The 12,575-nt window shown below is 67.2% G+C and carries 7 protein-coding genes; 1 reads left to right on the top strand and 6 read right to left on the bottom strand.

The genetic code is table 11. The features are described 5' to 3' along the window. Positions 1–82: 82 nt before the first annotated feature. The 6 genes from rpsB to BBX35_RS01645 all read right to left on the bottom strand — a co-directional run bounded on the left by rpsB (position 83) and on the right by BBX35_RS01645 (position 10,925). Positions 83–877, bottom strand: a complete 795-nt coding sequence (rpsB, locus tag BBX35_RS01620; RefSeq protein WP_067215271.1) for a 30S ribosomal protein S2 — start codon at positions 875–877, stop codon at positions 83–85. Between the two features lie 692 nt (positions 878–1,569). Beyond that, positions 1,570–5,010, bottom strand: a complete 3,441-nt coding sequence (gene dnaE, locus BBX35_RS01625; protein ID WP_067215273.1) for a DNA polymerase III subunit alpha — start codon at positions 5,008–5,010, stop codon at positions 1,570–1,572. Positions 5,011–6,253: 1,243 nt separating this feature from the next. Continuing rightward, positions 6,254–6,976 (bottom strand): ABC transporter ATP-binding protein, encoded by a 723-nt coding sequence (locus BBX35_RS01630; RefSeq protein WP_410176306.1) that lies wholly within the window; start codon positions 6,974–6,976, stop codon positions 6,254–6,256. Then, positions 6,973–8,277 carry a lipoprotein-releasing ABC transporter permease subunit gene (locus BBX35_RS01635; protein ID WP_067215278.1) on the bottom strand — a complete coding sequence of 435 codons (1,305 nt, stop codon included), beginning with the start codon at positions 8,275–8,277 and terminating at the stop codon, positions 6,973–6,975. The genes BBX35_RS01630 and BBX35_RS01635 overlap by 4 nt, the downstream gene beginning before the upstream one ends. A gap of 104 nt (positions 8,278–8,381) precedes the next feature. Then, a complete protein-coding gene (gene proS / locus BBX35_RS01640) occupies positions 8,382–9,710 on the bottom strand; it encodes a proline--tRNA ligase (protein ID WP_067215280.1) in 1,329 nt (442 codons plus the stop codon). 600 nt (positions 9,711–10,310) lie between these two features. Further along, a complete protein-coding gene (locus BBX35_RS01645) occupies positions 10,311–10,925 on the bottom strand; it encodes a hypothetical protein (RefSeq protein ID WP_067218033.1) in 615 nt (204 codons plus the stop codon). Between the two features lie 171 nt (positions 10,926–11,096). Here BBX35_RS01645 and trmFO point away from each other — a divergent pair, with 171 nt between their 5' ends. Further along, complete coding sequence (gene trmFO, locus BBX35_RS01650; protein WP_067215282.1) at positions 11,097–12,509, top strand: methylenetetrahydrofolate--tRNA-(uracil(54)-C(5))-methyltransferase (FADH(2)-oxidizing) TrmFO; 1,413 nt, start codon at positions 11,097–11,099, stop codon at positions 12,507–12,509. Positions 12,510–12,575 lie beyond the last annotated feature (66 nt).

The raw sequence follows: 12,575 nt of genomic DNA on the forward strand, positions 1-12,575 counted from the left end.
AGGCCATACTTAAGAATGATGACAGGCGCCGCCGAAAAGGCGGCAGCCGGCGGAAGGTCTCCGCCGGCCCGGGTCTATCCCGTCAGGCCTGGGCTTCTGCGGACGCTTCCGCGGGAGCCGCCTCGGCAGCTTCCAGAGCCGGCTCCACCGGAGCCTCCTCGGCAGCGCCGACGTCGATGCCCATGCCGCCCTGGGCACGGGAAATGCCGTCGATGGCAGCGCGCGCGATCAGGTCGCAGTACAGGGTGATCGCACGGCCGGCGTCGTCATTGCCCGGAACCGGGAAGTCGATGCCGTCCGGATCGCAGTTGCTGTCGACGATCGCGGCGACCGGGATGCCAAGACGCTTGGCTTCCTGGATGGCGATGGCCTCGCGGTTGGTGTCGATCACGAAGATCAGGTCCGGCAGGCCGCCCATGTCCTTGATGCCGCCCAGGTTCCGCTCGAGCTTCTCGCGCTCGCGGTCCATGAACAGGCGCTCCTTCTTGGTGAGGCCGCTCGGGTTGCCGAGGGTCTCTTCAAGCTTGCGCAGGCGCTGGATCGACTGGGAGATGGTCTTCCAGTTGGTCAGCATGCCGCCGAGCCAGCGGGCGTTGACATGGTACTGGGCCGAACGGCGGGCCGCGTCGGCAACCGACTCCTGGGCCTGACGCTTGGTGCCGACCAGCAGCACGCGGCCGCCGGCGGCAACCGTGTCGGACACGGTCTTCAGCGCCTGGTGCAGCAGCGGCACGGTCTGGGCGAGATCCAGGATGTGGATGTTGTTGCGCACGCCGAAAATGTAGTTCCCCATCTTGGGGTTCCAGCGGTGCTTCTGGTGGCCGAAGTGGACACCGGCTTCCAGCAGCTGGCGCATCGTGAAATCGGGCAGGGCCATGGCCTTGCAACTCCTTGATTTTCCGGTTGTACCTCCGCAGGGTGTGACAGTGCTCAAGCACCGACACCGGATGGACCCCGTCCGTGACGAAAACCGACCCTGCGTGTGGAATGCGCGCCTTATACTGACACGCGCGCAACAAGACAAGCCCTGCCGGCCCGCCTTTTGCCTCGCCCGCCGCGAAAAGATGCGGCTCGCGGGAGCGTGCGGTGCTGTTCCGGAGACGCGTGAGTCGCGGCGGGCGCGTGTCCGACAGCTCGCCTGGCTTGCCGGTCCCGGGTCGCGGCTGCGCCACGTGCGGGAGGATGAAGGAGACGGCCGGCGGGCAGCAGGTGCGCAGGAGAGAGCCGTTCGCATCTCGACGGCGCGCCATTGTCTCGGGCTGTCATACCTGCGAAGGCAGGTATCCAGTATCCGCCTGGGCGTGTAGTGGCACGAAGGCGGCAGCCTCCGGCCTTTCTGCAGCAGCGTCGAGGATTCAGTCGAACCGCTCGCGTTTACTGGATCCCGGTCTTCGGCTGCGCCGAAACCGGGACGACAGGCAGTGAGTGAGCACGCGCCGGCGCGCCTCGCAACCGCTGCTTAACCCCTCTGTCGGCTTCGCCGACATCTCCCCCTCAAGGGGGGGAGAGAAGCGTGGGGCCACTGCCGGCGTGTCGCTGCCGCCCCTGCCCGCCCCCTGCCCGAACCGGTCAGGCCAGCTGCACCTCGACGACGCCGGGGATGGTCTTGACCGCGCCGGCCATCTGCGGCGTCAGGCGGTAGCCGCCCGGCAGCTTGACCTCGACCTCGCGGTTGCCGTCGCCGCACAGCACCACGACGCTGACTTCGCCGTCGCCCCGGTCGCCGAGGTGCCGCGACAGCCGCGACACGGCCTGCTCGTTGCGCAGGAAGACGGTGAGGCTCTTCTGCACGCGCGAGGCCTCTTCCTCCAGCGGGCGCACCGACTGGATGCGCAGGCTCGGCTCGTCGTCGCGCATGTCCGCCCCGACCAGAAGCACCACCGAGACGCCCGGCTCCAGCGCGTCGCGGAACTGTGCCAGCGCCTCGGAAAACAGCAGCGCTTCGAACTGGCCGGAAGGATCGGACAGGCGGACGATACCCATGCGGTTGCCCGAGCGGGTCTTGCGCTCCTGGCGCGCCAGCACCGTGCCGGCGAGACGCCCAGCGGAGGCGCCCTGCTTCACCGCCTGCGAGAACTCGCTCCACATCTGCACGCGCATGCGCTCCAGCAGCGGGCGATAGGCATCGAGCGGATGGGCGGAGAGATAGAAGCCGATGGCCGCCTGCTCGCGCTGCAGCTGCTCCTCCGGCAGCCAGGCCTGCGCGTCGGGCAGATGCACCTCCTCGCCCTCCTCGCCGCCGCCGAACATGTCGTTCTGGCCGCTGCTCTTTTCCTCGTCGGTCCGCTGGGCGACGCCGATGATGCGGTCGAGACCGGCGACGAGCCGCGCGCGGTTGGGTTCCAGCTCGTCGAAGGCGCCGGCATTGACGAGGCTTTCCAGCGTCCGCTTGTTGAGCTGGCGCGCGTTCACCCGCGAGGAGAAATTGCCGAGGCTGGAGAACGGGCGTTCCTCGCGCACGGTGATGATGTGCTCCATCACCCCCTCACCGACGCCCTTGATCGCGCCCATGGCGTAGCGGATCTTCTCGCCCTCGACGGTGAAATGCACGCCGGAGCGGTTGATCGACGGCGGCAGCACCTTGATGCCCATGCGCCGCGCCTCGACGCAGAAGTCGCTGAGCTTGTCGGTGTTGCCGAGATCGAGCGTCATCGACGCGGCCATGAACTCGACCGGGTGGTTCGCCTTCAGCCAGGCCGTCTGGTAGGAGACAAGCGCATAGGCGGCGGCGTGCGACTTGTTGAAGCCGTAGTTCGCGAACTTGGCGACCAGGTCGAAGATCGTGCCCGCCTGCCCCTTGTCGACGCCGCGCTCGACCGCGCCCTCGACGAAGCGGGCGCGCTGCACCTCCATCTCCGCGGCGATCTTCTTGCCCATGGCGCGGCGCAGCAGGTCGGCTTCGCCGAGCGAGTAGCCCGAGAGCACCTGGGCGATCTGCATCACCTGCTCCTGGTAGACGATGATGCCGTTCGTCTCCTTCAGGATCGGCTCGAGCAGCGGATGCAGATAGTCCGGCTCCTGCTCGCCATGCTTGACCGCATTGTAGACCGGGATGTTGTCCATCGGGCCGGGACGGTACAGCGCCACCAGCGCGATGATGTCCTCGAACCGGTCCGGCTTCATGCCGGCGATGGCCCGGCGCATGCCCTGGCTTTCCAGCTGGAACACGCCGACCGTCTCGCCGGCCGCAAGCAGCCGGTAGGTGGCCGGGTCGTCCATCGGCAGGCCGGCCATGTCGACGGCGATGCCCTTGTCGGCGATCAGCTTCACCGCCGTGTCGATCACCGTCAGCGTCTTCAGGCCGAGGAAGTCGAACTTCACGAGCCCCGCCTGCTCGACCCACTTCATGTTGAACTGGGCAACCGGCATGTCGGAGCGCGGGTCGCGGTAGAGCGGCACCAGCTGCTCCAGCGGCCGGTCGCCGATGACGACGCCGGCAGCGTGGGTCGAGGCGTGGCGGTAAAGCCCCTCCAGCTTCTGCGCCATGGCGAGCAGACGCGCGACCGTCTCCTCCTCGCGCTGCGCCTCCTGCAGGCGCGGCTCGTCGCGGATCGCCTGTTCCAGCGTGATCGGCTGGCCCGGCACCGCCGGCACCATCTTCGACAGGCGGTCGACCTGGCCGTAGGGCATCTGCAGCACGCGGCCGACGTCGCGCAGCACGGCGCGCGCCTGCAGCGTACCGAAGGTGATGATCTGCGCCACCTGCTCGCGCCCGTACTTGCGCTGCACGTAGCGGATGACCTCTTCGCGCCGGTTCTGGCAGAAGTCGATGTCGAAGTCCGGCATCGACACGCGCTCGGGATTAAGAAATCGCTCGAACAGAAGCGCGTAACGCATTGGATCAAGGTCGGTAATGGTCAGAGACCATGCGACCAGAGAGCCCGCACCCGAACCACGGCCCGGCCCGACCGGGATATCCTGCGCCTTCGCCCACTTGATGAAATCGGCAACGATCAGGAAGTAGCCGGGAAAGCGCATGCGCTCGATGACGCCGAGCTCGTAGTCGAGCCGATCCCAGTAGTCCTGCTCGCTGACGCCGTCGGCAAGGCCATGCGCCTCGAGCCGGCCGGTCAGACCTTCGCGCGCCTGGCGGCGCAGCTCCTCGACCTCGGCGATGAAGGCGGCTTCCGGATCTGCGGAGGCGCCGGCGAACTGCGGCAGGATCGGCGAACGCTTCATCGGCCGGGCATGGCAGCGCCGGGCGATCTCCACCGTATTGGCGGTTGCCTCCGGCAAATCCGCAAACAGTTCAATCATTTCCGCGCGCGTCTTAAAGCGATGCTCCGGCGTCAGACGGCGGCGGTCGTCCTCGATGATCACCCGGCCTTCCGAGATCGCGATCAGCGCGTCATGCGCCTCGTAATCGTCGGCGGTGGCGAAGAACGGCTCGTTGGTGGCGACGAGCGGCAGGCCGAGATCGTAGGCGAGCCGAATGGTCTCGGCCTCGCTGGCGATCTCCTCCGGCATGTCGTGGCGCTGCAGCTCCACATAAAGGCGGTCGCCGAAGGCTGCCGCCAACCGCTCCAGGCGGGCGCGGGCCTTGTCCGGTTCCCCGGCGACCAGCGCCTGGCCGATCGGCCCGCCGACACCGCCGGTGAGCAGGATGACGCCGGCCGAGCCGTCTTCCAGCCGCGAGATCGGGATGTGCGCGCGCATGGACGGGTCGGTGTCGAGATAGGCGCGGCTGACCACGTCCATCAGATTGCCGTAGCCCTCGTCCGTCGCGGCGAGCAGGACCACATCGCCGAGATGCTCGGTGCCCCGCCCCTTGCGCACGCCGCCGTCGCCGAAATCGACGGCAAGCTGCACGCCGGTGATCGGCTGGATGCCGGCGCCCCAGGCCTTGTCGGAGAATTCCAGCGCGCCGAAGAGATTGGAGGTGTCGGTGATGGCGAGCGCCGGCTGGCCGTCGCCACTGGCAAGCCCGACGAGCTTGCCGATCGGCAGCGCGCCTTCCAGAAGCGAATAGGCCGAATGGACCCTGAGATGGACGAAGCCGGGATCGCTCATCTTGATGCTCGCCGTTGCTGCCTGCCGAAAAGGACAAGCGGCGCGCACGCGATCAGGGCTGTTGCGCGATCGGGAAAGGCGGCCGCCTGTGGTCGAGCGGACAGTGTTCCCCGTCCGCTCCCCGATGTCGACCCGTTGCGCCCGCCGGTCCCCAGATATGGGCACGCCATGCACCGCCAATCGGCGGGCCGGCGAGACCCGCCGGCGGACGGCAAGCCTGTCGGATGGTCAGGCGGTCAGCAGCTCGGCAATGGCGCTGCTCCAGAGCAGCATCGTGGTGCCGAACAGGGTCAGCGCCGCCAATGCGGCCAGATCCTGAAAACTGTCGCGGAACTCATCGAACATGGTAGCCTCCCTTGCCCCGGAACTCTCGGTGAACTCTCGATAATTCGAGTATGTTCACGTTTTGTTCTTTTTGCAACCCCCGTCATTCCGACGGCACGACTCATGGTTAGCGCACGGTTAAACCGGGTGCAGGATCGGTGGGCGGAGCCAGGAGGCAGGAGCAACCATCGGCAGGGATGAGCGGGAGGCGTCCCCCCCACCCTCGGCTGTCATGCCTGCGAAGGCAGGCATCCAGTATCCGCCGGGTCGTGTGGGTTTACGAAAGCGGATGCCCCTCGGAGAGAGGCGCTCGCGGCAACGCCGAGATCTGAGCCGAACCGTTCGTGGTTACTGGTTCCCGATCTTCGGCTGCGCCGAAACCGGGACGACAGGCTGAGCATGGGCGCGCGTCGGCGTGTCCTCGCCACCGCTCTGGAAGCCAATAGGCCCCGGATCTCGCGATGCTCGTCCGGGGTGACGGCGGAGGGATCGAATTGACGGCAGAGGGGATGCGGGGTCGCGCCTCTCTCTCAGGTCGTCATCCGGGTCAAGCGAAGCGCAGAACCGGGAACCATTGGCACCCTCGGCGGGCATGAGGCGGGAGCGCGTCGCCATCCTCTCGGCTGTCATACCTGCGAAGGCAGGTATCCAGTATCCGCCCGGGCGGGCAGGTTTGCGAAAGTGGATGCCCCCTCGGCGAGGGTCACTCGCGGCAACGTCACGGCTCGGGCCGCACGATCTGGGGTTACTGGATCCCGGTCTTCGGCTGCGCCGAAACCGGGACGACAGACCGAGTGTGGGTGCGCGTCGGCGTGTCCTCACCACCGCTCTGGAAGCCAACAGGCCCCGGCACGCGCTGCGTTTGGCCGGGGTGACGGCAGAGGATGGGGTGACCGCGGAGGGATCTGGGTAACGGGCGTCAGAGCTCGATGATCTGCTGGTCGCGCAGGGTGATGCGGCGGTCCATGCGGCCCGCCAGCTCCATGTTGTGGGTGGCGATCAGCGCGGCAAGGCCAGAGGCGCGCACCAGCGCCACCAGCGCATCGAACACGTAGCTGGAGGTGCCCGGATCGAGGTTGCCGGTCGGCTCGTCGGCCAGCAGAACGCGCGGCGCATTGGCGACGGCGCGGGCAATGGCGACGCGCTGCTGCTCGCCGCCCGAAAGCTCGGACGGGCGATGGCTCGCCCGGTTGCCGAGGCGCATGTAGTCGAGCAACTGGCTCGCCCGCTCCTCGGCCTCGCGCTTGTCGAGCCCGCGGATCAGCTGCGGGATGACGAGGTTTTCCAGCGCCGTGAACTCGGGCAACAGATGGTGGAACTGGTAGACGAAGCCGAGCTCGGTACGGCGCATGCGCGTGCGGTCGGCGTCTTCCATGCTGCCGCAGGGCCGCCCGCCGACATAGACCTCGCCGCTGTCGGGCCGCTCGAGCAAGCCGGCGATGTGCAGCAGGGTCGACTTGCCGGCGCCGGAGGGCGCGACCAGCGCGACCAGCTCGCCCGGATGCAGCGCAAGGTTGGCGTCGACCAGAATGTCGAGCTGCCCCTCGCCCTCGCGAAAGCTGCGGTTGATGCCGGCAAGCACCAGCGGCAGGTCGCCGAGTGCGTCGGTCCGGGCCTGATCCTGTTCGGGAGCCATGGTCATTCGTATCTCAGCGCCTCGACCGGGTCGAGCCTGGCGGCCCGCCAGGCGGGATAGAGGGTCGCCAGCAGCGACAGCACCATCGCCATGACGACGACGGTGAAGGTCTCGCCCGTATCCATGTCGGCCGGCAGGCGGCTGAGGAAATAGAGCTCGGGCGAGAACAGCTCGGTGCTGGTCAGCCAGGAAATGCCCTGGCGGATGCTCTCGACATTGAGGCAGACGACGAAGCCGAGCAGGAAGCCGGCCAGCGTGCCGACGACGCCGATGCTGGCGCCGGTGATCAGGAACACGCGCAGGATGGTGCCGCGCGTGGCGCCCATGGTGCGCAGGATGGCGATGTCGCGGCCCTTGTCCTTCACCAGCATGGTCATGCCGGAAATGATGTTGAGCGCCGCCACCAGCACGATCAGGGTGAGGATCAGGAACATCACGTTGCGCTCGACCTCGAGCGCGGAGAAGAAGGTCATGTTGCGCGCGCGCCAGTCGCTGACGAAGGCAGGCCGTCCCGCCCCCTCCTCGACGGCGGTGCGCATCGGCCCGACGCTGTCGGGATCGTCAGTGAAGACCTCGATGCCGGTGACGATGCCCTCCTGGTTGAAGAAGAGCTGCGCCTCCTCCAGCGGCATGAAGGCGATGGTGCCGTCATATTCCGACATGCCGATCTCGAAGATCGCGCGCACCGGATAGCCCTTGACCCGCGGAGTGACGCCGAGCGCGGTGACATTGCCGCGCGGCACGACCAGCGTGACCGTATCGCCGACGGTGACGCCGAGCTGGCGGGCCATGCGCGTACCGATGGCAAGGCCGCCGGCGGTGTCGAAGCCCTCCAGCGTGCCGACGCTGACCGTGCTGGCGACCAGCGGCAACTTGACCAGATCCGGCTCGCGCACGCCGCGCACCAAGGCGCCGAAGGCGCCGGAGGGACCGGAAATCAGCGCCTGCCCCTCGACGAAGGGCAGCGTGAAGGTGACGCCCTCGAGATTCTCGATCCGGGCGGCGACCGCATCATAGTCGTCCAGCTCGCTGCCGATGGGCTGCACCAGCAAATGGCCGTTGATGCCGAGGATCTTGGACAGCAGCTCGCCGCGGAAGCCGTTCATCACCGCCATGACGATGATCAGCGTCGCAACGCCCAAGGTGATGCCGAGAAAGGAGAAACCGGCGATGACGGAGATGAACGTCTCGCGGCGCCGCGAGCGGAGATACCGCCCCGCCAGCATCCATTCGAACCGGGCGAAGGCCGGCGTGTCGACGGACTTTGCCGACCCGGCCCCAGGCTTTGCGGCTGCGTTCATTCCCATTCCCTGTGCCAGTCATGACCGGGCGACCTTGCCCGGGCAGTCGCGTCCGGCGGCGGAGCGCCCGCCACCCGAAGGGATGCCGCCCCCGCAGGGCCGGCCCCTGGTCAGGACGCCAGCTCGCCGACGAGACGAGTGACAGCCTCCTGTGGCGAAACCGTGCTGCGCTCGCCGCTTGCCCGGTTCTTGATCTCGACCACGCCCTCCTTGAGGCCGCGCGGACCGACGATAAGCTGCCACGGCAGGCCGATGAGGTCCATTGTCGCGAACTTCGCCCCCGCACGAGTGTCGACGTCATCCACAAGCACCTCGATGCCGGCGGCCGTCAGCTGGCGCTCGAGATCGGCGCAGGCCGCATCGGACTCCGCATCGCCCGGCTTCAGGTTGATCAGGCCGACATGGAACGGGGCGACCGAAGCCGGCCACTTGATTCCCGCCTCGTCGTGATGCGCTTCGATGATGGCGCCCAAAAGACGCGACACGCCGACGCCGTAGGAGCCCATGTGCACCGGCACCTCGACACCGTCCGGACCGGCGACCTTCGCCCCCATCGGCTCGGAATACTTGGTGCCGAAATAGAAGATATGGCCGACCTCGATGCCGCGCGCCGACATGCGCGCATCTTCCGCGACCGCCTCGTAGGCGCCGGCGTCGTGCATCTCGTCGGTCGCCGCGTAAGGCGTCGTCCAGGCGTCGATGACCGGCGTCAGGTCGCTGTCGAAGTCGGTGTCCTCGCCCGGGATCGGCAGGTCGAGGATCGCCTTGTCGCAGAACACCTCGCTCTCGCCGGTGGAGGCGAGGATGATGAACTCGTGGCTCATGTCGCCGCCGATCGGGCCGGTATCGGCGCGCATCGGGATCGCCTGCAGGCCCATGCGGGCGAAGGTGCGCAGATAGGCGACGAACATGCGGTTGTAGGCATGGCGCGCGCCTTCCTTGTCCAGATCGAAGGAATAGGCGTCCTTCATCAGGAACTCGCGGCCGCGCATGATGCCGAAACGCGGGCGCACCTCGTCGCGGAACTTCCACTGGATGTGGTAGAGGTTCATCGGCAGGTCCTTGTAGGACCGCACCGAGGCCCGGAAGATGTCGGTGATCATCTCCTCGTTGGTCGGCCCGTACAGCATCTCGCGCTCGTGCCGGTCGGCAATGCGCAGCATCTCCTTGCCATAGGCATCGTAGCGCCCGCTCTCGCGCCACAGGTCGGCCGGCTGGATCGTCGGCATCAGGAGTTCCTGCGCGCCGGCCCGGTTCTGCTCCTCGCGCACGATCTGCTCGATCTTGCGCAGGACCCGCAGGCCGAACGGCAACCAGGCATAGATGCCGGCCGCTTCCTGACGGATCAGACCCGCGCGCAGCATCAGCCGGTGCGAGACGATCTCCGCCTCCTTCGGCGTTTCCTTGAGGATGGGAAGAAAGGTGCGGGACAGGCGCATCGGCGTGCTTCTCGGACTTCTTGGCTGGCAGGAACGGCGCGCGAGTGCGACGCCTGAAGTTTGCGCAGTGAAAGCGCATGCGCCGGGAAAACACAAGTCCCGCCAGCCGCGAAGGTGGCGGGAAACCGCGAAAATCGCGCGACCCGTTTGCGAGTGCGCGAGTTCAACCCCCTCCCCGCAAAAAAATTGGGCTGCTCTTGCACAAAATGGTGACAAGGGGATAACGATGCGCTATGGTCCGTTCTCATAACAAGGCAAGAAGCTGCAAGGCTTACTTTGCTAAAAAACAGACATCGCGGTCTGAGTCTTGGGAGGAAGAGCCTTCTGGCGCGTCGTAACTGACTGCTGCCCGCCGAAACAGATCTTTTTTGCCTTTGGCGAACGAAGGTGCGATACGCGAAACCTAAAAAGCAAGGCCTTGTGCCTTGCTTTTTTCTTTTCTACTCCCGTTCAAGCTGAAACTATACTGTCTCTCTACAGAAGGCGCATGAGCCTGATGCCGCTTTCGCCTGGAAAAAAGCGAAAGCGCTGCCTGCAGAACTTGCAGAGAGACTTGCGGGAAAGAGTGGCGATCACCCTGCGGAAAATCGCGAGGCGGCGTCAGCTGCGCTCGGCGAACCAGGCATCCAGCGGCATGATCACCGGCTTGACGCCATTGTCTTCCGGCCAGGAATCGACCGCGAAGGCCGCACCGCCCTTTGTCTCGCGCACCACCGCGGTCGCGTGCGGATAGCGGCCGTCGAGGAAGAAGCCGCGCGCCACGGGGCTCGCCACCTCGTGATGGGCGAGATAACCGGCGCGGGCGGCGATGCTCAGCACGCTGGTGGTGTTGGTCGCCTCGTCGATGCAGTCCATCTGACCGGGCACGCCGGCATTGTGCAGGTCGTAGCCGCCGACATCCTTGTCCGAGCCGACGACCGGGCCGATGGTCTTTTCCGACCAGGCGATGGCTTCTGCGATGGCGGCGCGCTCGGCCGCCGGCGACTTGCGCCCCTTGGCCAGGATCGCCTTGAGGCGGCGCATATGGGCAGGCGAGAAATCGAACGGCGTCTTCAGCGCGCAGCCGAAGGCATGGCAGACATAGATGCGGGTGCCCGAGGGGGCGACGCCGCCGCGCGCCGAGTACCAGCCGCCGATATTGCCGGAGGCCTGTCCGGCGCAGCCGGCCAGCACCAGGCAGCCGAGCGCAAGCCACACCGTGCCACGCGGCGCCATGCCCCGCCGTTCCGCCTTCACGTACCGAATCATGCGTTCCCCCGGCCCTTGTCCCTTCTGTTATCCTTCCTGCGTTTGCCTGATGGAAGGGGACGCGGTAAGTCAGCCATCAAATGGACACGCCCGGACGGCATCTGCCGCCGGGAACGACAGCGCGGAGAGTAAATCGAGATGCAGCCAGTTCATGTCATCGGCGGTGGCCTTGCCGGTTCGGAGGCAGCCTGGCAGCTCGCCCGGCGCGGCGTGCCGGTGGTGCTGCACGAGATGCGCCCGGTGCGCGGCACCGATGCGCACAAGACCCAGGACCTTGCCGAGTTGGTCTGCTCCAACTCGTTCCGCTCGGACGATGCCGAGCAGAACGCGGTCGGGTTGCTGCATGCGGAGCTGCGCGATGCCGGCTCGCTGATCATGGCCAGCGCCGATGCGCACCAGGTGCCGGCCGGCGGGGCGCTCGCCGTCGACCGCGACGGCTTTGCCGCCGCCGTCACCGCGGCGCTCGAGGCCCATCCGCTCATCACCATCCAGCGCGAGGAAATCGCCGGCCTGCCGCCGGAAGACTGGGACAGCGTCATCGTCGCCACCGGGCCGCTGACCTCGCCTGCCCTGTCGCAGGCGATTCTCGAGGCGACCGGCGAAGACGCCCTCGCCTTCTTCGACGCCATCGCGCCGATCCTGCATTTCGACAGCGTCGACCTCGACACCTGCTGGTTCCAGTCGCGCTACGACAAGCCCGGCCCCGGCGGCTCGGGCAAGGACTACATCAACTGCCCGATGGACAAGGCGCAGTACGAGGCTTTTATCGACGCCCTGATCGCCGCCCCCAAGGCGGAGTTTAAGGAGTGGGAGGAGAACACGCCCTATTTCGACGGCTGTCTGCCCATCGAGGTGATGGCCGAGCGCGGCCGCGAAACCCTGCGCCACGGGCCGATGAAGCCGATGGGCCTGACCAACGCGCACAAGCCCGACCAGAAGCCCTATGCGGTGGTCCAACTGCGCCAGGACAATGCCCTCGGCACGCTCTACAACATGGTCGGCTTCCAGACGAAGCTGAAGCACGGGGCACAGCTGGAAGTGTTCCGGATGATCCCGGGGCTGGAGGATGCGGTGTTCGCGCGGCTCGGCGGCCTGCACCGCAACACGTTCCTGAACTCGCCGAAGCTGCTGGACGGCACGCTGCGGCTGAAGAGCCGCCCGGCGCTGCGCTTCGCCGGCCAGGTGACGGGCTGCGAGGGCTATGTGGAATCGGCGAGCGTCGGCTGCATGGCGGGGCTCTTCGCGGCGGCCGAGCGGCTGGGCGAGGCCTGCCCGCCGCCGCCGGAGACGACGGCCATGGGCGCGCTGCTCGGCCACATCACCGGCGGGCACATCCTGCGCGACGAGCCGGGCCCGCGCTCGTTCCAGCCTATGAACGTGAATTTCGGCCTGTTCCCGCCCATCGAGGCGCCGAAGACCGACGAGGACGGCCGCCGGCTGAAGGGCAAGGACAAGACCCGGGCGAAGAAGCTGGCGATGACCCGCCGCGCCCGCGCGGACTTCGGCCGCTGGATCGCCGGGACTGTACCCGTGCGCGACGCCGCCGAATAGGCGACAGGCGGCGCGCACAAAACAGGGCATGCCGCGCGACGCCGCCGAATAGGCGACAAGCGGCGC

The organism is Stappia indica, from assembly GCF_001696535.1.
GTDB classification, from domain to species: domain Bacteria; phylum Pseudomonadota; class Alphaproteobacteria; order Rhizobiales; family Stappiaceae; genus Stappia; species Stappia indica.